General features: G+C 58.9%; 14 protein-coding genes and 4 pseudogenes. 7 read left to right on the forward strand and 11 right to left on the reverse strand.

All coding sequences use genetic code 11. From position 1 onward, the window contains the following. The first annotated feature begins 163 nt into the window (after positions 1-163). Genes I6F37_RS17360 through I6F37_RS17375 form a run of 4 tightly spaced genes read left to right on the forward strand, consistent with a single transcriptional unit; the run spans position 164 to position 4,785 of the window. On the forward strand, positions 164-1,204 hold the full coding sequence (locus tag I6F37_RS17360) for a DUF3616 domain-containing protein (RefSeq protein WP_225152140.1): 1,041 nt from the start codon (positions 164-166) through the stop codon (positions 1,202-1,204). Positions 1,205-1,227: 23 nt separating this feature from the next. Then, positions 1,228-2,067, forward strand: coding sequence for a S1/P1 nuclease (locus tag I6F37_RS17365; protein ID WP_225152142.1), 840 nt, complete (start codon positions 1,228-1,230; stop codon positions 2,065-2,067). 35 nt (positions 2,068-2,102) lie between these two features. Beyond that, complete coding sequence (locus I6F37_RS17370) at positions 2,103-2,936, forward strand: hypothetical protein (RefSeq protein ID WP_225152144.1); 834 nt, start codon at positions 2,103-2,105, stop codon at positions 2,934-2,936. Between the two features lie 37 nt (positions 2,937-2,973). Beyond that, positions 2,974-4,785: a hypothetical protein gene (locus I6F37_RS17375; protein WP_225152146.1), complete on the forward strand. Its 1,812-nt coding sequence runs from the start codon at positions 2,974-2,976 to the stop codon at positions 4,783-4,785. Between the two features lie 288 nt (positions 4,786-5,073). Here I6F37_RS17375 and istB read toward each other — a convergent pair whose 3' ends face one another. The 8 genes and pseudogenes from istB to I6F37_RS17415 form a co-directional block, all read right to left on the reverse strand. Next, complete coding sequence (gene istB / locus I6F37_RS17380; protein ID WP_306469132.1) at positions 5,074-5,910, reverse strand: IS21-like element helper ATPase IstB; 837 nt, start codon at positions 5,908-5,910, stop codon at positions 5,074-5,076. Then, positions 5,867-7,436, reverse strand: a pseudogene (gene istA / locus I6F37_RS17385) (IS21 family transposase). The gene istB and the pseudogene istA overlap by 44 nt, the downstream one beginning before the upstream one ends. Positions 7,437-7,585: 149 nt before the next feature. Next, positions 7,586-7,861, reverse strand: coding sequence for a VirB3 family type IV secretion system protein (locus I6F37_RS17390; protein ID WP_225152148.1), 276 nt, complete (start codon positions 7,859-7,861; stop codon positions 7,586-7,588). Next, the gene (locus I6F37_RS17395; protein ID WP_225152149.1) at positions 7,861-8,202 is read right to left on the reverse strand and encodes a TrbC/VirB2 family protein; all 342 of its coding nucleotides are present in this window, start codon (positions 8,200-8,202) and stop codon (positions 7,861-7,863) included. The genes I6F37_RS17390 and I6F37_RS17395 overlap by 1 nt, the downstream gene beginning before the upstream one ends. After that, positions 8,199-9,197 (reverse strand): P-type conjugative transfer ATPase TrbB, encoded by a 999-nt coding sequence (trbB, locus tag I6F37_RS17400; protein WP_225152151.1) that lies wholly within the window; start codon positions 9,195-9,197, stop codon positions 8,199-8,201. Before trbB ends, I6F37_RS17395 begins: the two co-directional genes overlap by 4 nt. Positions 9,198-9,611: 414 nt before the next feature. Continuing rightward, positions 9,612-12,281, reverse strand: coding sequence for a valine--tRNA ligase (locus I6F37_RS17405; protein WP_225152153.1), 2,670 nt, complete (start codon positions 12,279-12,281; stop codon positions 9,612-9,614). A gap of 270 nt (positions 12,282-12,551) precedes the next feature. Further along, positions 12,552-13,847 (reverse strand): MFS transporter, encoded by a 1,296-nt coding sequence (locus tag I6F37_RS17410; RefSeq protein ID WP_225152155.1) that lies wholly within the window; start codon positions 13,845-13,847, stop codon positions 12,552-12,554. A 202-nt stretch (positions 13,848-14,049) separates the two neighbouring features. Then, positions 14,050-15,015 carry a glycosyltransferase family A protein gene (locus I6F37_RS17415; RefSeq protein ID WP_225152157.1) on the reverse strand — a complete coding sequence of 322 codons (966 nt, stop codon included), beginning with the start codon at positions 15,013-15,015 and terminating at the stop codon, positions 14,050-14,052. A gap of 427 nt (positions 15,016-15,442) precedes the next feature. On the opposite strand from I6F37_RS17415, the gene I6F37_RS17420 reads away from it, so the two are divergent. Together I6F37_RS17420 and I6F37_RS45555 are read left to right on the forward strand one after the other, a co-directional pair. Further along, positions 15,443-16,840 (forward strand): hypothetical protein, encoded by a 1,398-nt coding sequence (locus I6F37_RS17420; RefSeq protein ID WP_225152159.1) that lies wholly within the window; start codon positions 15,443-15,445, stop codon positions 16,838-16,840. Between the two features lie 595 nt (positions 16,841-17,435). Beyond that, positions 17,436-17,903 carry an SPASM domain-containing protein gene (locus I6F37_RS45555; protein WP_225152225.1) on the forward strand — a complete coding sequence of 156 codons (468 nt, stop codon included), beginning with the start codon at positions 17,436-17,438 and terminating at the stop codon, positions 17,901-17,903. A gap of 297 nt (positions 17,904-18,200) precedes the next feature. Here the strand turns inward: I6F37_RS45555 and I6F37_RS17430 are convergent. Both I6F37_RS17430 and I6F37_RS45920 read right to left on the reverse strand, forming a co-directional pair. Next, positions 18,201-18,470: pseudogene (locus I6F37_RS17430) on the reverse strand (transposase domain-containing protein); the annotation flags it as partial. A 153-nt stretch (positions 18,471-18,623) separates the two neighbouring features. Next, complete coding sequence (locus tag I6F37_RS45920; protein ID WP_225152231.1) at positions 18,624-18,908, reverse strand: hypothetical protein; 285 nt, start codon at positions 18,906-18,908, stop codon at positions 18,624-18,626. Between I6F37_RS45920 and I6F37_RS17440 the strand changes: the two are divergent. After that, positions 18,852-19,896 (forward strand): annotated as a pseudogene (locus tag I6F37_RS17440) (IS110 family transposase); the annotation flags it as partial. The gene I6F37_RS45920 and the pseudogene I6F37_RS17440 sit on opposite strands and share 57 nt — an antisense overlap. A gap of 17 nt (positions 19,897-19,913) precedes the next feature. On the opposite strand, the pseudogene I6F37_RS17445 reads toward I6F37_RS17440, so the two are convergent. Next, a pseudogene (locus tag I6F37_RS17445) lies at positions 19,914-21,328 on the reverse strand (IS66 family transposase); the annotation flags it as partial. Between the last annotated feature and the right edge of the window lie 10 nt (positions 21,329-21,338).

The following is a 21,338-nucleotide window of genomic DNA, read 5'->3' on the forward strand; positions in this document are numbered from 1 at the left end:
ACTCCGGATCTTCCGGAGTATGGCCTCGAGAATGGTCAGAAACGCTGTGGGGACGGCGATCCCCAAGCTGCCATCAACAAACAACATGACTCAAATGCTCTAAAACGAAAGGTTGTGTAACCGAGTATTCGGTGTATCCTAGCCGAATACAACTACGACTTTTTTGTCGCTCACCATGATTGCTGTCATAGGTTTTTCACATGCCGCGGTCCTTCGCTTTGCAGCGCTGGGGATCGTTGTTTCCGCCGTCGCGGCGACGTTTTCTCTAGCGAGAGCCGACAACAGCTGGCCCGTCAAGCACGAGCTCATCGGCAAGGACGGCAAAAAGTCCAAAGACGTCAGTGGGATTGCGTGTACGGCGGAGCATGGATTTCCCCGCTACTGCCTTGTGATCGATGACAATTTGCAAGAGGCCCAATTCGCAACCCTCAAGCAGGGCAAGCTTGTAGCAGGTCAGCCGGCCAAGCTCATCGACAATACGTTCAAGCGCAAGCCGCTCGAGCTCGATGGCGAGGGTGTCGCGTTTGGCGGCGGTCGGTACTATGTCATCGGCTCGCACGGTCACCCGCGTGACAAGAAGTACAAACTCGATCCCATCAGGGATGCCGAAGAAATCAGGGCTCGCATCCGGGCAAGCAGTCAGGTCGTGCGCTTTCGCCCGGATGAGCAACACAGTATTGCGGTCGACATCGAGCGGACACCAAGGCTGCGAGAGATCATTGCCTCTGATCAGGTTCTCACCCCTTATCTGGACAGGCGACTGGAGGACAATGGCCTGACCATTGAAGGGGTCGCAGTCAAGGATGGCCGGCTCTATGCAGGCTTTCGCGGCCCCGTACTTAAGGACACGCGAGCAGCGATCGTTTCAGTCGGGATCGACATCCTCTTTGGCGGAAGCGGCACGGCACACCAGCTGTTCCAGCTTCCCTTGGACAGGCGCGGCGTGCGTGATCTTACCACCCATGGCGACTTGATATTGATCCTCGCAGGGTCGGCCAAGGACGGCGCGGGGACTTATGCCGTTTATTCCTGGGACGGCCGGACGGAAAACGTCAAGTTGCTATCCGAACTACCTTTTCGCTCCTCCCGGAAGCCGGAAGCTCTGCTGCCTTTGGAAAAGCGCGGCTTGGAGCTGCGCGTCCTGATTTTGTTCGACGGCGACAAGGAAGGCTCTCCAACTCCGGTCAGTATCGCCGCGCCCTGATGCATCACGCGTTGAGGATCCACATGAGACTGCTTTTCTTGGTCGCCATCGCCCTTTTGGTTCAGGCCGATCGCGTTCTGGCTTGGGGCCAGGAAGGCCATTCGATCGTCGCCGAAATCGCGGCGCATCGTCTGGACCAAACGACCTACGATAGTATTCGAGCCCTCCTGAAGACCGACCTTTTGCCCGATGTTCAAGACGGCCACGTGTCCCTGGGATCCATTGCGAGTTGGGCAGACGACTATCGCGCTGAGCACGAAGAAAGTCGCAACTGGCATTTTGTGAATATCCCTTTCGAGCGGGGCACCTATGATCCTCAAGTCGATTGCAGGCCGGATTCGCGGTATGGTGATTGCATTATCAATGCCATCGAGCGACAGCGTGTAACGCTGGCGGACTGTGCAAAATCGCCGGCCGAGCGCACTGCCGCTCTGAAATTTATCGTTCATTTCGTGGGCGACATTCACCAGCCCTTGCATGCCGGTGAGCGAAACGGTGACCATGGCGGCAACGACGTCGTCGTGAGCTTTTTCGGAAAGAGCGCAAAATTGCATGCGGTCTGGGACACCGATATCATCCTGCGCACCGTCTATGCATGGGGTGCCTACGTCACCCGCCTCGAAACCAAATGGTTGCCGGGGCGCGACCTCTCTGGATTGGATGGTGGCACGCCGGTTGATTGGGCCCTCGAGTCGCACAAGTTTGCACGCGATGTCGCCTATGACATCCCCGACGGCGCCGTCCTTGAGATGAACTACTACAGCCGGGCGCTTCCTGTCGTAGATCGCCAGCTCGCGCTCGCCGGTCTGAGGCTCGCGCGGCTGTTAAAGGACACGCTGAAGCCCACGGCATCGTGTCCCTAATCGCTTGCCGCACCAGCCATTTGGGGAGATTACGAATGGACGTATCCCGTGCTGCCTGCTTAGGAGCACTGCTGGTGCTCGCATTTCTCGCTGGCGTCAATGCACACGCGCAGCAAAGCACTGAATGCTCTCGAAATGTCTTTTGCTACTGCGTTCATGATGACCTCAAGAAAGCGATTTCCGCGCGGGTCGACGAGGTCCGCGCCCGCATTGCGGCCCAGCGGGCCCAGGGCAAAGCGATTGGCTATCTAAGCATACCGATCTCGACCGTCGCCGGCAGTTATTTTGGCGTCAATGCTAAGGTTGCGGCCCGGACCAAAGAGCGCGTCGAGGATCGCTTCGGGGTTCGCTCTCTGTGGCTATTGAACACTGCCGCAAAAGAGTTTTCGCTGCCTGGTTCGGCCTCGGGCGCCGACTACATGCTGATGTGGACCCGTATCCTCGAAGGCGAGGACGGGCTCGGGCGCGATTTCGATGTCATCTATTTCGCTGGCCCGTCGGATTTCGCTGAGTTCTTCTCCTTCGATGGCCGCTCCGATCTTGAAAAGCTGGAGCAATATTACGACGGCCTACGGAAGACTGAGACGGGCCTTGCTACCGTAAACAGGACCGAGTTCCGCAACTACTACGGTCTTCGCGCTTCCGTTTCCTTCAGCCTCGGCTCTCACGATGAGTGGAACATCGTGCGCAAGATCAATGAGCGGCGGAAAGAGGAAAAAGATGGGCAGGACGGTTTCGGTGTCGCAAGGCAGGTCGCGCTCATGTTCAATGGCTCGAGTGTTGCGCCGGGGCTTTTCGAGGCGACAACAGCGAGCGGAAACGAAAGCCAGTGTCCGCTACCCCGACAGACAACCACAGAAAAAAAGTAGGTGCATGCGGCTCTTACGTAGACTCTGCAATACGGCAGTGGGCGGGCTGCTTATCGTTTTATTGGTGTTCGTATCTGGCCTCTCACGAGCGTCCACGCAGCAGGTTGACAATCCGGGACTGACCGAGCCCGAGCAATGGGTTTGGACGGAAGTGCTCGAAGGACGGGCAGGCAACCTAAACCAACACTGCGGGACCGGCGATTTAGATCCGGCCGCAGGGGATGCGACGTGGGATGACACTTGCCGCGCTATCAGTGCGGCGTTCATCAAGAAAATTCTAGTAAGCAAGCCATGGCGCGACGAGTTGCCTCGTCGATTTCTCATGATCGGGGCTCGGGTAAAAGACTCGCTCGATCTTACAGACGAAAGCGTAGGTGTCAGCGTTGTACTGTATAAAAGCAGATTTGACGCGCCGGTCTCTCTTCCAAGGGCGAATTTTGCTGCCTTACTTGACCTTAGCGGTTCGCTTTTCGAGCGTGGGATTGTTGCAAACTCCATACGCGTCAAAAGCGATCTTTTCCTGCGATCCGGCGCGGTCGTGCGCGGCGATTCGTTAAATCTCGTGACCGCCCACGTAGATGGAGACGTGAGCCTAAGTGGTTCGACCCTCGAGGCTGGCTTGGTTGCCGACGGTCTCCAAGCAAACAGAATCCTCTTGAATCGGACAACCGTGCGTGGCGGTCCTGTGCGGTTCACGAATGCCGAGGTTAGGGCGAACTTGGTCTTGCGTGATGCGATGTTGGAGCCTAAGTCCGCCGCTGGTTCGCCTGATGAATCAATCAATCTTGATAGCGTCAAGATCGCAAAAAGCTTGGACCTTCGTGGCACGTCAGTGCGACATGGCAGCGTCTGGCTCGTGAGAGCTGAGATCAACGGCAATATCGAGTTGGAAGGTTCAGCCTTGGCCGGCTTCATCGCCGACAATGCGCAGATCGGAGGCAACCTTCAAATGCGATCGGCGATCCTGGCCGGTGTGCCACGGATCGACTCGAGCGATATCAAAGGAAACATTGATCTCAGTGCGTCGAAGTTGCCAAGTTTGGACCTCGTGAACTCGAATGTTGGAGGAATTCTTCGCCTCGGTTCGGATGCTCGTGATGCCCCTCAGTGGCAAAGCAATGGAATGTTGAACCTGAACGGCACGCGCACCAAAGTGCTGCAAGACCGCATGAGTTCTGGCCGCGACAGCTGTGAGCTGAGCGACAGCTGGCCGAGCAAGCTTAACCTCCAGAGCTTCAGCTACGAGCAATTGGGAGCGAAGCCGGGACATGACCTGCGAGCACGAGATGCTTGCTGGTACCGCAACTGGCTCGAGCGGGATCCCTATTTTTCGCGCCAGCCCTATCAACAACTCGCGCGCGTCCTGGAAACTCAAGGTGACCCTGATCGAGCGAATGCCGTACGTTACGCCGCGCGTGACCGCGAGCTGCGCGAGGCGTGGCGGAAGGGGGATTTCGGGAGCGTGGCCCTTCTCAGTCTGCTCAAGATCACGATCGGCTACGGGATTGGCGAGTACACATTCAGGGTGCTTTGGTGGATTGGAGGGGTGGCCCTGGTTGGCATGCTCGTGCTGGTGTTCTCGTCAAAGGCGAGGAAGAGCAAGCGAGCGGACTGGAAGACGCCCCGGCATTTCGACCTAATTTGGCCAATTTGGTGCTTTGGTGCCAGCTTGGATCAGCTCTTGCCGATAGTGGAACTAAACAAGGAATTCTCCGACTTTTTTAACGACCCGAAACGGGAGAGATTGGACAACACTCAGCATCTCTACTTCGGAGTCCAGGCTTTGATAGGATATCTGCTTGGGCTAGCGCTCGTCGCGGCACTCTCCGGTGTGACACAGGCAAGTTGATGTGTCGGCAACAACTGGGAGCGGCTGCTCATGTCGACGTGCATCCATGGTGTCGGCCAGGCCTATCGAAGTTGTTGTCGGCTTCTCTCTCACAAAGTGCACCCGAGGGACGATCTTGCCGGTTCACGGGCTGTAGCCGGCCATTCCGACGGGCTACAGCCCAAAGACTAGTCGGGAGGAATCCACGTCCAGATCGGCCGCGCTGATCGTTGGCATTCCGCTACTCTCTCGTGATCGATCCGCCGACAGTGGGCTGCCTACTCGCCCCCTATTCATGGCGATGGACTGTCAATCGGCGTCTAAACTTGACCCCTCATCGGCGTCCAATTTTGACCCCTTCGCGCGGCGAACTTTGCTGGTAGCGCTCGTCTCGTCGGAGCTGGCCGGGATAGCGGAGGCGAGACGAGCGCGGGTGGTGTGATCGTCGTCTCGGCTCTTGAACCGCCAGCTATCGTTGCCGGTCTCGACAATATCGCAGTGATGGGTCAATCGGTCGAGCAGCGCGGTGGTCATTTTGGCGTCGCCGAACACGCTCGGCCATTCGCCGAAGGCGAGATTGGTGGTCACGATGACGGAGGCGCGCTCATAGAGCCGGCTGACGAGGTGGAAGAGAAGCTGGCCACCGGACTGGGCGAAGGGCAAATAGCCGAGTTCATCCAGCACAATGAAGTCCATCCGGGTCAGATGCTCGGCGAGCCGTCCTTGCCGTCCGTTGCGGGTCTCGGTCTCGAGGCGATCGACCAGATCGACTACGTTGAAGAAGCGGCCGCGGGCACCGGATCGAATGCAGCTTCTGGCGATGGCAATGGCCAGGTGGGTTTTGCCTGTGCCGGTGCCGCCAACCAGCACGACGTTGCGTTGTTGGGCGATGAAACCGCCGCCAGCGAGATCATTGACGAGAGTCTGATTGATCGGCGTGCCGTCGAACTGGAAGTCGCCGATGTCCTTGGCAAGCGGCAGCTTGGCAATGGTGAGCTGGTATTTGATCGAGCGGGCCTGCTTCTCATTGATCTCGGCGTTGAGCAGGTCACCGACAATGCGCTGAGGTTCGTGCTGGCGCTTGACCGCAGTCGCCATGATCTCATCGAAGTCGGCCTTCATGCCGTAGAGCTTGAGTTCGCCCATAAGATCGAAGATTTGGGTTCGTTCCATCAGTTGGTCCTCCGGAGGTTGTCGTAGCGGGCACAATCGGCGATCGGCGCATGACGGAGCGTCAGTGCCGCCGGCGTCATGATGTTGGCCGGTGGAGCGGGTTCACGTTGACGGGCCAGGATATTGAGAACGACATCGGCGGAATGGACGCTGTGACTGAGCGCTTCGGCACAGGCCGCTTCCACCGCGGGCAGACCGTCAGTCAGCACGGCGTTGAGGATGTCGACCATCTGCCGATCGCCATCGTCGGTGCTGGCAAGCTTGCGCCGAATCCGCTCGATCGCGGCTGGCAGCACCCAGTCTTTGAAGGGAGCACCGTTGCGCAAGGCGCCGGGTTTGCGGGCGAGCACCGGCACATAATGCCAGGGGTCGTAGACGGTCTCGCCGCGGCCAAAGGATCGCGGGTGCTCGGCAACGATGCGTCCATCCTGACGGATCACGATGCGATCGGCATAGGCTTGAACCTCGACCGGTCGTCCGACTGCGCTGGCTGCGACCGAGTACTTGTTGTTGTCTAAGCGCACCAAGCAGGTCTTCGAGACCGACGCCGTTACCGCATGGAAGCCGTCGAAGCGCCCGGCATAGGGAACGAGTTTGGGACGTTCGGCTTCGAACACCTCCCAGATCGTCTGATCGACCAGCTCCGGGTGGCGATGTGCTTTGGCGTAGGCGATGCACTTGTCGAGCAGCCAGGCGTTTAACTCGTCCAACGTCTTGAACCGCAGCCGAGGGGTGAAGAAGCGCTCCCGGACCAGCCCGACCTGGTTCTCGACCTGGCCTTTCTCCCAGCCCGATGCCGGCGTGCAGGCGACCGGATCGACCAGGTAATGGCTGCACATCTGCAGAAAGCGGCGATTGTAGAGACGCCCTTTACCGACGAAGATCGTCTCCACCGCGGTCTTCATGTTGTCATAGATGCCGCGACTGCAGGTTCCCTTGAACAGCGCGAACGCCCGGTCGTGGGCGTCGAACACCATCTCCTGCGTCTCCCGCGGATAGGCCCGCACGAACAGCATGCGGCTGTGGCAGAGCCGGACGTGGGCGACCTTCACCATCACTGTGGTGCCGCTCAACAGAACCACCTCGTGGCTCCAGTCGAACTGATAGGCTTCGCCTGGCGCAAAACTCAGCGGAACATAGGCCGTCGCTGTCGATTGCTCGCGCTCCTTGCTCCACTGCCGGGCGTAACGCCGTACGGCATCGTAACCGCCACCATAGCCCCGACCGCGAAGCTCCTCGAAGATCCGGATCAACGTCAGCTGTTCTCGTGCGGATTTGACCGCGTTCGCCGACAGCAAACCGTCGAGCTCCGATGCCCATCGCCCCAGCTTTGGCCGCGGCTGCACCGACCGCTCGTACTCGAACGAGGTCTCTCCCGACCTCAACACCTTCCGGACCGTGTTCCGAGACACCTTCAGGTCGCGGGCGGTCTCCTTGATCGTCTTGCCCTTGATGAAGTGCTCGCGCCGAATCCGCGCAATCGTCTCCACGATCAGCATCCCCGACCACCTGCTTCATTCCAAAGCAGGCAGCGCAACAGACCTATCTGTAGGGGGTCAATTTTGGACGCCGATCCCCCGGCTCAGGGGGTCAATATTGCAGGCCGAATGACAGCTTACGGTATTCGACGAGGTTCAGCATGGAAACCTCATGCGCCGAGATAAGCGGGATAGCGAAGGTGACGCCGGACGACGTCCACGAATAGCGGATCGCGCTTGGCCGCCCACACCGCTGCAGCATGGCCCACGGCCCAAATCAGAGCTCCGGGAATCCAGAGGTGGAGGCCGAGCGCGATCGCGGCCGCCAACGTGCCGTTGGCGATGGCAACCGTGCGGGGCGCGCCGCCCATCAGGATCGGATCGGTGAGCGCACGATGGACCGGCGCGAAGAAGCCCGGCACTTCTGGATCGACGGTGCCGGCCATTACACTAAAGCTCCGCCGGAGAAGCTGAAGAAGGTCAGGAAGAAGCTCGATGCGGCAAACGCGATTGACAGGCCGAAAACGATCTGGATCAGCCGGCGGAAGCCGCCGGACGTGTCGCCGAAGGCGAGCGTCAGGCCGGTCACGGTGATGATGATGACCGACATGATTTTCGCGACGGGGCCCTGCACCGACTCCAGGATCTGATTGAGCGGCGTCTCCCATGGCATCGAAGAGCCGGAGGCGTACGCTGCAGGAGCAAGGGCGATGGAGAGGAAGGCCATTGCCGCTGCATCGGCGAAGCGGCGGTGAACGCGACGGATCGCGGGAGGAAGCTGGATCATGATGGGTCCTTTGCATGCGAGGATTGGCCGCCCGCCTCGGCGGCTTGGACGCGGTAATCGCCGGTGGCGGGATCGAGGCCGGCGACGAGAGCAAGTTCGGCGAGGCGGCGTTCGCTGCCGCGGCCGCGCAGCACCGCGACGAGATTGATCGTCTCGGCGATCAGCGCTTTGGGAACGGTGAGCACGGCTTCCTGGATGAGCTGCTCGAGGCGGCGAAGCGCGCCCAACGCCGTGCCGGCGTGAATCGTCCCAATCCCACCGGGGTGGCCTGTGCCCCAGGCCTTGAGCAGCTCCAATGCTTCGCTGCCCCGGACCTCGCCGATCGGAATCCGGTCGGGCCGCAGTCGTAAGGAGGACCGTACGAGGTCGGATAGCGACGCGACGCCATCCTTGGTGCGCAGCGCGACCAGATTCGGGGCGCGGCATTGCAGCTCACGGGTATCCTCGATCAGGACCACGCGATCGGTGGTGCCGGCGATCTCGGCCAGCAGTGCGTTCGTCAGTGTGGTCTTGCCGGTCGACGTGCCGCCAGCAACCAGGACGTTCTTGCGGGCGGCCACGGCTTTGCGGAGCACGCCCGCCTGGTCGGCCGTCATGATGCCGGCCGCTGCGTAGTCATCCAGAGTGAAGACAGCAACCGCAGGCTTGCGGATCGCAAAGGCCGGCGCCGAAACGACGGGGGGCAGAAGCCCCTCGAACCTCTCCCCCGTCTCGGGAAGCTCGGCCGAGACGCGCGGCTTCTCGGCATGCACCTCAGCGCCGACATGGTGCGCGACCAGGCGCACGATCCGCTCGCCGTCGGCGGCGGACATCGTCCGGCCGCTATCCTCCAATCCGCAGGACAGCCGGTCGATCCAGAGCCGTCCATCGGGGTTGAGCATTACCTCGACGATCGCCGGGTCTTCGAGGAATGTCGCGATCGCGGGGCCAAGCGCGGTGCGCAGCATGCGCGCACCACGCGAGAACGCTTCCGAATGGAGTGAAATGCCCGCCACGATTTTCCCCCGAAAGCCAACCGCGGCAAGCGATCAGCAACGGGGATGGATAGAAAAGGCAGGAAATGGGTTAGTTCAACAAGTATTCAGTCGTCGTAGAGAGGGCGTAGAGCAGAGAAAAAATACTTGCTTTATCGTACGCCGCCGATTGGAGGCCAACGACGGAATTCCAGCGGATGGATCGCCCACCAACTCTCGTGAGGATCTAGCACAGATTTTCTTGGGATAATCCGTTCACGCCTCGGGAAAAAAAATCTGTGCCTTCAAACCTGGTGACCCAATAGTGCCGGTGCAGTTCAGGCTTCGGATGGTGAACCTATGCTTCATGAGGCATTCCTGTATGTCTGCGAGAGCGGGATCAATTTTGGTTTGCCGACCCATGTCGTTATTCGCGTGCTTGTGACTACAGACCGATCAGTGGAGGACCGCCAGCAGCCGAGCGAGCGCTGCTTCCAGCTTGCTCTTGGCGATCTTTGTTTCGGCAAGACGCTCGCGTGAATCCTCCACGACTTGTTCCGGGGCACGAGCGACAAAGTCCTCGTTGCTGAGCTTCCTGAAAAGCTTCTCTGCCTCTGCGCCTAGATTGCCTATCTCCTTAGCAAGACGCGCGCGCTCTGCGGTCAGCTCTATGAATTCTGCGACCGGGAGCGCCAGCGTGGCGCCGGCTATCACGTAGGAGACCGCTCCCGCGGGCACAACGCTAACGAATCGCACATCGGAAACACGGAGGAGCTGCGCGACAAGCGGCGCGCTGGCTTTTAGTGTTCTGCGTTGCCTCTCGGAGGCGTCGACCACCAGAAGCGGCGGACGCGCAGAGGGAGGGACGTTCAGCTCCTGGCGAACTGATCGACCTTCGGAGATAGCATCGATGATCAGCCCGATTTCGACGTCTGCGGCCGGATCGATGAGGCTCTCCGCAAGCTGAGGCCAGGATGCGGTCATGAGAAAGTCCTGCTGTTCTCGTGGCGCGCCAAGATCGCTCGTCTTAGCCCAAAGCTCCTCAGTTAGGAATGGCATGACCGGATGCAGCAATTTAAAGGTGATGTCCAACACCCACGCGGTGACCGCGCGGGCCTCGTCGCGCGCCGCAATGTCAGCACCGCTGAGCGTCGGCTTGATCATCTCGATGTACCAGTCACAGAACACATTCCAGATGAAGCGGTAGAGCATGTCCGCAGCCTCAGCGAAGCCGCAATCCGCCAAAGCGATGGTCACGGTTTTGGCTGTCCGGACCATCTCGCCAATAATCCAGCGGTTCAGTGGCATCATCGTCCGATCCGGCGAAAATCCCGCTTCGCGCGCGCAGTCATTCAACTGGGCGAAACGCGTAGCATTCCAGAGCTTCGTGCCCAGATTGCGATAGCCTTCAACGCGCTGCCGCGAGAGCTTGATATCGCGTGCAGCACCGGACATGGCGGTCAGCGTGAAGCGCAGGGCGTCGGCTCCGAACTCGTCCACGAGCGCCAGAGGGTCCAAGACATTCCCTTTGGACTTTGACATCTTCGCGCCGCTCGCATCCCGCACCAGCGCGTTGATGAACACCCGCTTGAACGGAACCCGGCCCATCAGCTGCAGGCCCTGCATCATCATGCGAGCGACCCAGAACGGAATGATATCAAAACCCGTGATGAGAGTGTTCGTTGGAAAGAAGCGCTCAAGATCGGTTGTGTTCTCGGGCCAGCCGAGGGTCGAGAATGGCCACAGCGCCGAGGAAAACCAGGTGTCGAGTACGTCCTCGTCTTGAGCGAGCGGCACGTCGCGGCCATAGTGCGCGCGGGCCTGATCCCTAGCTCCGTCTTCCGTTTCTTCGACGAAAATGACGCCATCCGGGCCAAACCATGCCGGGACGCGATGACCCCACCAGAGCTGGCGCGAGATAGTCCATGGCTGAATGTTGCGCATCCAGTCGAGGTAGGTTTTTTCCCACTGCTTGGGTAGAAAGACCGTATCGCCCTCAACCACAGCCTTGATCGCGGCCTGTGCCAGTACCTCGGCATTCACAAACCACTGGTCGGTCAGAAATGGCTCGACCACCACACCCGAGCGGTCCCCGTGGGGCACCACGTGGCGAACCGTCTCGGTTCCGCGCAGCAGACCGAGATCTTGGACAGCCTCGACCACTTTCTTGCGCGCAGCGAAGCGGTCGAGCCCGCGGTAAGCCTGCGGAGCATTCTCATTAATACGTGCAAACTCGTCGAAAATGTTGATCATCGGCAGGTCATGGCGCGTACCGACCTGGAAGTCGTCAAAGTGATGTGCGGGCGTGATCTTGACCGCGCCCGACCCCTTTTCCGGATCCGCATACGCGTCGGCGACGATCGGAATCATCCTCTCGACGATTGGCAGGATGACCTGCTTTCCGACGAGATGCTTGTAACGCTCGTCATCCGGGTATACCGCGACGGCAGCGTCACCTAGCATGGTCTCGGGACGTGTGGTGGCGACAACGATCTCGCCGGAGCGATCCGCCAAAGGATAGGCGAAATGCCAGAGCTGGCCGTCAACCTCTCGCTGCTCGACCTCCAGGTCCGAGATGGCCGTCTGAAAGTGAGGGTCCCAGTTCACCAGGCGCTTGTCGCGGTAAATCAGCCCCTCGTTATAGAGGGTGACGAATGCCTTGCGCACCCCCTGCGAGAAGCCGTCGTCAAGCGTGAAGCGCTCCCGGCTCCAGTCGCAGGAAGCGCCTAACTTGCGCAGCTGGTGTACAATCTTGCCGCCAGATTCGGCTTTCCACTCCCACACCTTAGCGAGGAACGCCGCACGGCCCATCTCGCGGCGATTGATGTTCCCATCCTGCGCGAGCTGGCGTTCGACGACCATCTGCGTCGCGATACCGGCGTGATCAGTACCCGGCAGCCAGAGGGCGGCCTTGCCACGCATCCGCTCAAAGCGGATCAACACATCTTGCAGTGTACTGTTGAGCGCATGGCCGATGTGCAGCGATCCCGTCACGTTCGGTGGCGGCATCACAATCGAGAACGGTTCCGCCCCCGGATTATCCGAGGGCGCAAACGCGCCCGAAGCTTCCCAACTGGCGTACAGGCGGGGCTCCGTGCTTTTGGGATCGAAGGTCTTTTCAAGCATGGCTTTCTCCATCGTTACTGCAGATGGAGAATTCCGACCCATCCGCAATGTGAGGATCGGAAGGCGGCGTATGGTAACCGCGACTCACGCCCCCAGCAGAGGACGGCCTACGCCTTCGTTACTTTGTGTACGAATAACCATGCCCCCGACTAGCGCATCTTGGCCTCACTTACAAGTCGTAAACACCCGCACTCGCACGACCAAGCTTGCGATTGTCATCGGTGACCGACTGCCCCGTGTCGCTTTAATTTATGCCCGTTGATGAGCCTGTTAGCTGTCAAGTCTCGTCTGATTGCCGGCAGATGTCCGGATCTGATTTTCGGCGTCGAGGCCGCGCTCATCCTTACGCTTTCCAGCTCTCCGCGCCAAACAACAGCTTTCTCCTGCCGAGCGTCCGAACAGAAGAAGGCACGCGGCACTCACCGCTATCACACTGCCGCAGAGCGCATAGAGCTGCGCCTCGGTAAGCTTCACGAAGATGGTCGGCAGGCTATAAACGACAGCGCCGACCGCTGCCGTTACCAGTGTTGTGAGGGCTTGCACTCGACCGATAAATCCAATCTCCACGAATGTGAGCAGCGCGGCATCTGCGGCTGCACGAGAAAGGCTCCAGAGAACCCCGACCAAGGCGTAAAGTGCAATTGCGGTCACCTTCTGCTTCGCAATTGAGAACAGGACAAGTGACAATCCAGCGGCAACAAGCAGCGGGACAACCCCTTGCCTCAGTCGTTCTGCTGAGGAGGTACTTGCAGAAATGACAACGGCCACAAATCCCGCTGTTGCTGCGATCATCTCCAAGGCTCCAAAAAGACTGGTGCTGCCTTCAAGCCTGTTCACCACAAACCCTGGCAGCAAAAGATTGGTCGTTTGGATGATCGCGAATGCCAGACCAACCGATATCGTCCCCGTGAGTGCCTCAGGATCCCCGCGAAGATATTCGAGTGCCTGCCGAGAGGCACCGAACAATCCAAGTTTGCTTTTGACCACGGGAGCACCAGCCCCTGGGAAACGGATCAATCCCAGGCAAGAGGCTGCGCACAACGCCAGCACCGACAAGAACAGGGCCGTTGCAGACGGACCGCATTTGTCGATCGACAGACCGGCGAGGCCAGTGCCAGATGCGATCCCGATCTGCTTTGCGAGCGACATCTGAAATGACAGTTTCGCACTGTCAGGCGCAGCAACATTTATCCGCGCCAGCGCATTAATGGCTCCCATCTGCAGCGAGAACCCAAATGTTCCCATGGCGCCTGACGCCGTCAAGGTGACGCAAGCAGAGATTCCATGGATGTCCAGCTCCGGCAACGCAAGAGCCAAGAACCCAGCCGCGCGTAACGCTTGCCCAACTGCCGCAGCGCCGCATCTGTCGTGCTTGTCCACGATGTGGCCGGCGACCGGCGCAAGAACGAGAGTCGATCCACTGGTAAAGATCAGGATCCACCCAACAAGTCCAGTTCCGCCGTAGTGAAAGGCAATCCACGCTGAAAGGACGATGCCGCCTCCAACAAGCATGAAGGAGATGTACAAATATAATAGGAGCGCCATTCTGGCGCCCGAGATCTTCATAAAAGCTAATTCCTTCATCATGCAACGCGTGGCAGTCGGGCTCCGTTCCCAGGCACATACGCATAGCAGATGTAAGGTCGAACAGCGAGCCGCTTATCGATGGCAGAACCTGCCTTACGAGGGATATCGATTGCGAGCTGACCATAATGCAATAATTAACCCGGTGCCGCTGTCGACGACAGCGATAGCGCCTCCTTCACGTTCACGGGGCAAGCGCCGTACTGCGGTCGCCGAGCAGACGATCGAGATCGCGCTCACGGATAAACTGTATCGCGCGAGCCAAGTCCGCCTTGGCCATATAAGCGAGACATTTCAGCAGGGAGGGCTTCGCTGCCAAAACGCGCTCGCTCACCTTCGTATCGTCCAAACCAGGGTAGTATTTGCTAAATAATGGCCGGAAACTCTCGACGGTTCTTCGAATCATCTCCTGCTCCGAGACCGATTTCTGGGACACCCTATGTGGTGCTCGGTACGTGCGGTAGAGATAGTAGGGAGTGGCGAAGTAAGCGATTTCATTGGCTAGCCCCTTGCTTAGCCGATGCGAAAGAAGCGATGCACCGAAGCTCCAATCAGTCCATTTGACTATGGACGGCTTAAAGCCACCAAGTTCAATCGCGTCCTCGGTCCGAAAGACGATTGATGCGGGAACATGATGCTTGGCTGCCACAAGTTCCTCGGTTAAAGGATATGCTGAGCTCGTGTAGCCGCAGCAATCTCCAAACATGAGCGTTGCACAATGGGTAAAGGCGAGCGCGGGGTCCGATCGCAGCGCCGTCACTGCACGGTCAAGGTAATCCCCCTCTTTCAACACGGTCTCGGTTCTGTTCAGGCAGTCATCCGCATCGACGAACATCACATAATTACGACGCGCTGCGAACAGACCGGAATTGCGCGCCCCTGCCAGGCCCACGTTTCGATCGTGATGAATGACGCGAATTGTCTTGTTGGCCTCAAAGCGGCTGAGTATTCGCAACGTCGTGGGGTCATCACTACCGTCATTTATGACAATGACTTCATGTGGCAAGAGAAGCGGCGGCTCGAGAATGGATGTGAGGCACTCAGCCAAATAGGAGCCGGCGTTGTAACACGCAACCGCTATCGTGGCGCCATCAGGGTATAGCTCGAACAAAGTACCTCCAACGCCGGTTATGGGGCCGATCAGCGCCAAAAGCTGGGCGTCGCTGCGGCCTGGCCCTCGACACGATGTCCCTGCCCCTCGACACGATGTCCGGCTTCGATGATCGGACGTACACTCCGGGCACACAAGCTGCTGCTCTTGGTAGCTGGACAAGCGCGACCCAAAATACTCTTTTGCATAACGGGGTACATCTTTGCGCTTGGAGTACGATGACCAATACTCTCGCGCTAAGATTTTCGCTGAGCTCACGCTGTCGTCGACTCATAAGTTACGAAGTTGAATACCCTAAACATGCAACGCGGCTAGACGTGTTGCACCCAAGATCAACGTTTCGCAGCATGGGGATGAGGCACATATTGAGCGGTTCAATGGACGATTGATGATGTCTTGCCATCTTGTAATCGTGGGCTTTGGACCCGTTTCGGGCTACAAGTATTCGCGATGCATCGGTGCCGCGATGCAATCAGGCGCTATTGAGGAGTATTCCGTTGTTGATCTCGAATCTCAACGAAATACCGTCCTGCGTAGATTGGCCGGCCTGCCAGCGCAGCCAATTCACACTGCGTTCATCCCCGATCGGCTCCTGCTTGACAATCCGCAAGCATCGTTAACCTACATTGCTCCATTCCTTAGGGACCGAGCCAAAGAGAGCGACGGTCCTCTGAAGGTTGTGATTGCAACCGAGCCCCAGGCGCACGAGAGCTATTTGCGCCATTGCATGTCGGAGGGGTACGACACGCTGACGACAAAGCCGCTATTGGTACCGATGCGGGATGGTGTCTTCGACGGCGGCTCGATCTATCAGCGCACCAAGGATCTACTTGAATGGGGAAAGCGAGCCAGTGGTCAACATAGCCTGATCGTACTGGACCGTCATCACGAGATATATGAAAAACGCATTCGCTCCCAAATTGCTGTGATGATGGAGAAGTTGAAGGTTCCTATCACCTCGATCAACTTGAAGACCGCTTCCGGTGTTTGGAATCTGCCTTACGAATATGGGCTTAGAGAGGATCATCCTTATAAGTACGGTTATGGCATGCTCATGCACGGTGCCTACCACTATGTTGATCTTCTGACCCGGCTCCTCCAAATGAACCGTCGGATATACGGAGAGGATGAACTCAGCCTCCGCATTACCGGCTTCTCCGCGTTCCCCAAAGATCAAGAAAAGCGACTCCCTCTCAGCATCCTGAACAGGCTCGACAATTACTTCGAACACATGGCTAAGTTTGATTCAGGACGTCCTTATGGAGAGACCGATATCGTGGCATCGTTTGCGCTCTGCTTTCGGCGCAGCCGAGTTGCGCTTTGCCTTGGGACCATCGCGCTCGAGCAGACCACGCCGGGCATGCGGTCATGGGGAGCGTTTCCGGAAGTCCCATACAACGTCAATGGGAGACTTCACTGTACAGACGTCGATGTCCGCCTCGGAACTCTTTTCGCCATGAACGGGCATGTGACGAAGATTCCCATTTCGGCGCGGAAAGGCCAGGTAGACCTAAGAGGGAAGAACATTGGGGTCGTGACATCACGGTCGAACGCGCTCGTGACCGGCACCCAGGAATTCATGACCGAAGAGCGGATCACGCAGCCTTATGGAAATTCCTTCTCTTATGCAGCTGAATCCACGCTGTTTCGCGATTGGATCGACGGCAAAAACACCTACAGCGACTTGGAATCTCACTTGCCCACAGCCGCAGTGACCAGCGCTCTCGCGCGAATGATCCGCAGCAACGGCGAAATCGTTGAAATCGAATTCGATTTCGCAGAGCCTGACTGGCCGCCGATAACGCATATATCCAACGCCATCGTCCACGACGATCGAGTGATGCAGTTCGCGGCGTACCGGTAAGCTGCTGCATGGGAGTCGACTTCAAAGGTCAAGGAAAACCAATCCGACTTACAATTGCATTACCATACGCAGTGTATTCAAGAGCGCACACAAGCGTAAGCGCGCCGCTCAACCTTAATGTCACGGACTTGCAATTTTGCGCAGCTCACAGAGAAGCACAACAGTGGACGGTTCACATCCATCGAGTTCGTATATCCCCTCTGGCAGAGTCATAGAGATAACGACGGCTACCAACTGCATTATCAGGTGCGCATATTGTCCGCAGCAGAAGTTCGTCGTACGTCAAAGAGCCGTCTCCGACGCCAGCCATCTCAGCCTTGAAGCTTTCAAGCAATGTTTGTCGCGTGTACCCAAAAACGTCGACATACATTTTTCGGGCTATTCTGAGCCCTGGCTCAATCCGGATTGCACCGAAATGGTCGAGCACGCTTACACGAAGGGCCATGACATTCGGATTTACACGACACTCATTGGAATGGATGAGCACGACCTAGGACGATTACTGGCGCTGCGCTTTAGAGCTTTCATGGTCCATGTCTTCGATGACGGCCAGTATATGAATAGCCGTTTTGTCACAAAGTCGTATCTCAAGTTGATGCGTCAATTGATCAAGGCGAATATCTCCTCGATTCGGTTCCTGGCCTTGGGCGACGTCCACCCCGAGCTCGCCGCTATAATCCCCGCGGACGCGCTCATTCACTCGCGATCACTGATTAGCCGGGCTGGCAGCGTTGATCCCAAGATCGCAAGGCCACGGCTGCCAATCACTGGACCTCTTGCATGTACCGAAAAGCGAGAGTTTCGCAATGTCCTTCTGCCAAATGGCGACGTGACACTCTGCTGTATGGATTTCGAGAGACGCCACGTTCTGGGTAATCTGCTGCACGACGGATATGAGGATCTGTTCAGGCGGCCAGGTTTTCGCCTGGTCGCCGACCGCATGAACGGAGCGAGTGGCTCTCTGCTTTGCAGGATGTGCGAACGGGCCACGCCGAATCGTAGGATCACTGATCATGACAACGGGCGAGCGCCATTGGGCTCGGCTTCGCGGAAGATATCCTAGTCCAATTTTGTATGACGATGGCACCGTAAAGCAATGAGTGACGCTCGGCGCCTAACCAGGCACAGAGCTACAAACCGCGAATGGCTTCGGCGCAGCTCGAAATCGTGCGCGAACAGTCGTTGAGGCAGCTGTCGCTGCAACGTTGTAGTATCAGAAATCTTTCGTGCATTCGAACAGGGGGCAGCTCCGATTTGTATGAGCGTTAGTTGCACCAGGGTCGTACGCATACGACGAAGGCCGCTTGATTGACGCATGCGCGCGAGCACGGCGAGTTCTACGATGGCGTTGCGTGAAGGGTCAGGCGGCTTGCTGATTGGCGGACTTGCCGGCTTGGTGCAGGAGCTTCCATTCCCAGGGCAGCAGTTCGCGCAGACGCGAGGTGGGAAGATCAGCGATCCGGGCGAGGACGTCGGCGAGCCAAGCCTTGGGATCGACGTCGTTGAGGCGACAGGTCGTGATCATCGTCAGCATGATAGCTGCACGATCGGCGCCACGCTGGCTGCCAGCGAAGGTCCAGTTGCGCCTTCCCAAGGCAATGCCTCTCAATGCACGCTCCGCGCAATTGTTAAAGGGCATGATGTTTTAAGCGCTCAAACCCGGTGGAGAGGACTGGTCGTCCGGATTAGTCTGTCGAAGCCGGGATAGGGGCGCTGGAGCACGAAACGGTGGCAGGCCGCCATGACCATGAGCTGTGAGCTCGCTTTGTTACTTGGCCGCCCCCTACGACTTGCCCGGCTGCGCTGCGAGCGCGGATCCGTAGATGTCGTGCAAGCCACTGGCTCCTGAGACAAAGGAGAACCAAGCATGCAAATCGTCGGCATGGACATCCACCGATCGTTCGCCCAGGTGGCGATCCTGGAGGACGGAACAATAATCCGACAGCTCCGCGTAGATCTCGTCCACGATCGGCTTGTCGCCTTTGCCAAGACACTCAGCCTCGAGGATGAGGTGGTCATCGAGGTGACGGGCAACAGCGCGGCGGTCGAACGTATTCTGCGCCCGCACGTTAAGCGCGTCGCCGTCGCCAATCCGAGGCTCGTTCGGGCGATCGCCTATGCGCGAGTCAAAACGGACAAAGGTCGATGCTGGGACCCTGGCAAAGTTGCATGCTGCCGGCTTCTTGCCGGAGGTCTGGGTTGCCGACGAGGACACCTACAGCCGCCGGCGCCAGATGTCCGAGCGCGCTGGCGTCTTGGCGCAGATCATCCGTATTAAAGGACGCATGAAGGCTATCCTGCATGCCAACCTCATCCCGCCCTACAAAGGCTATCTCTTCGGCAAGCGCGGACAGCATTGGCTGGACAGTCTGCCTCTTCCATCGGAGGAGCGTGCAATGCTCCGGCGTCTGATCGCGGAACTCGAACGCGTGACGAAGCAACTGTCGGACATCGACAAAGTCGTGGCCCAGCAGGCTCTGGACGATTCACGGGCTCTCAAGCTGATGACGATCCCCGGCGTGAGTTCGGTTGTCGCATCGAGTGTACTGGCCTCCATCGGCGACATCGCGCGCTTCCCGCCGCCGGATAAGCTCAGCAGCTATTTCGGGTTGACTCCGCGGGTTCGGCAGTCAGGCGAGCACCCGGCACGGCATGGCCGGATCTCGAAGCAGGGCAACCGTGACGCCCGCAAGATGCTGGTTGAGGCGGCGTGGTCAGCCAAGACGGCGCCGGGTCCGTTGCGAGCATTCTTCAACCGCACGCAGAAAAAGCACGGGGCCGGGGTCGCGGCCGTCGCGACGGCGCGCAAGCTCGCAGTCATGATCTGGCACGTCCTGACGACCGGGAAGGACTACGCTTACGCGCGGCCAGCGTTCACGGCGATGAAACTCCGGAAGGTGGCTCTGAAGGCTGGGGCTCCCCGTGCCTACGGCAAGGCTGGCCCGGGCCGGGACTATTGGATCAAGGAAATCCGCGAACGGGAAGCTGGTTACGTCGCACGCGTCGAGAAGGCCTACGAACGCATGGTGGCTGCCTGGAAGGAAAAACCAAAAAAGTTGCTACGAACTGAAGGTAAGGACTTCTCAACACCATCCGTGGTCAAGCAGATCCTGCCGTCGTCGAGGAAGCGGACGAAGTCGTCCCAGCGCTTAAGCATGTAGTTCATGGGCTTCAGGACCTCGGCGGAGCGCGAGAGGCTTTCTCGCTCGCGGAGCAGCCAGTCGTGCATGTCGTCGAGCAGCGGCTTGCTCCGCTCCTGGCGCACGGCACGCCGCTCGTCGGCGCTACGGCCGTTGATGGCGCGCTCGATCTCGAACAACGCATCCAGACGCCTGACCGCCTCCAGCGCGATCGGAGAGACCGGTTTGCCCTTGCCTTCCCGGGGGCTTTCTCGATGTCAGCCAGCTCGAAGAATCCCCGCCGCGCATGGGCCAGGCAAAATGCCGGCGTGATCGGCATTGCTTTCCTTTTTGGGTCGAACAACGGCTCGAAGCGGCCATAGCAATCCGCCTGCAGAATGCCGACGAAGGCAGCCAGATGCCTCTGAGGATTTTCGCCCCGTCGATTGCCCGAGGCATAATAGACCGCCGCCGGCGGCGCAGGCCCGGCGAACGGCCGGTCATCCCGCACATACGTCCAGATCCGGCCGGTCGTGCATTTGCCCTTCGCCAGGATGCGGATGGTGGTGTCGTCGCCATGAAGGCGCTCGGCCGCGACCACATGACGCTCGATCAGCTGGAACAGCGGCATGACGGCGAAGGTTCCGTGGCCGACCTGGTCGGCCAGCGTCGACAGCGGCAGATCGATCCTCTCGGCCTTGAAGCGCACGCTCTGGCGGTTGAGCGGGATATGCATGCCGAATTTGTCGAACAAAATCGTCGCCAGCAATTGTGGGCCGATGAAGCCGCGGGGCGTCGCATGGAACGGTGCCGGCGGCTGGCTGATCTTCTCGCAATCGCGGCAGGTGAACTTCTCGCGTACCGTCTCGATGACCTTAAAGCGACGCGGAATCTCCTCCAGCGTCTTGGTCACATCCTCGCCGACCTTCGCCAGCCGCGATCCGCCGCAGCAGGCGCAGGTCGTTGGAGCCTTGATGACGACGCGCTCACGTTCGATGTCGTCCGGCCACGGTTTGCGCACCGGCCGCTTGCGCGTGAAGGCGCTCACGCTCTGGGTTTTTGCCGCGGCAGCCTGCGCAGCCAGCTCATTCTCGGTCGCCGTGGTGGCGAGTTCTTCGAGCTCCAATTCCAACTGCTCGAGTAGCCGCGCCGTGCGCTCGGAGCGCTGCCCGTGCAGTTCGCGTTTGAGCTTCTCGATCCGTAGCTCAAGATGAGCGATCAGCACCTCGCTGTCCGACAGCTCCGCCTGCGCGTTGGCGGCATCCGCGACTGCCACATCGCGTTCAGCCTGCAACGCCTCGCGCTCGGCCAGCAGCGCAAGGTAGGCGCTTGCGAGATCCGACGGAAGATCGTCCGGCTTTGATGTCATGAAGCCATTG

The sequence above is a fragment of the Bradyrhizobium sp. NBAIM08 genome (genome assembly GCF_020193935.1).
Taxonomy (GTDB): domain Bacteria; phylum Pseudomonadota; class Alphaproteobacteria; order Rhizobiales; family Xanthobacteraceae; genus Bradyrhizobium; species Bradyrhizobium yuanmingense.

Bases quoted from the DNA above. Each gene is read 5' to 3' on its own strand.
- I6F37_RS17365 (WP_225152142.1), top strand. From the start codon at position 1,228: ATGAGACTGCTTTTCTTGGTCGCCATCGCCCTTTTGGTTCAGGCCGAT.
- I6F37_RS17370 (WP_225152144.1), top strand. From the start codon at position 2,103: ATGGACGTATCCCGTGCTGCCTGCTTAGGAGCACTGCTGGTGCTCGCA.
- istB (WP_306469132.1), bottom strand. From the start codon at position 5,910: ATGGGCGAACTCAAGCTCTACGGCATGAAGGCCGACTTCGATGAGATC.
- I6F37_RS17390 (WP_225152148.1), bottom strand. From the start codon at position 7,861: ATGGCCGGCACCGTCGATCCAGAAGTGCCGGGCTTCTTCGCGCCGGTC.
- I6F37_RS17395 (WP_225152149.1), bottom strand. From the start codon at position 8,202: ATGATCCAGCTTCCTCCCGCGATCCGTCGCGTTCACCGCCGCTTCGCC.
- I6F37_RS17405 (WP_225152153.1), bottom strand. From the start codon at position 12,281: ATGCTTGAAAAGACCTTCGATCCCAAAAGCACGGAGCCCCGCCTGTAC.
- I6F37_RS17410 (WP_225152155.1), bottom strand. From the start codon at position 13,847: ATGAAGATCTCGGGCGCCAGAATGGCGCTCCTATTATATTTGTACATC.
- I6F37_RS17420 (WP_225152159.1), top strand. From the start codon at position 15,443: ATGCAATCAGGCGCTATTGAGGAGTATTCCGTTGTTGATCTCGAATCT.
- I6F37_RS45555 (WP_225152225.1), top strand. From the start codon at position 17,436: ATGCGTCAATTGATCAAGGCGAATATCTCCTCGATTCGGTTCCTGGCC.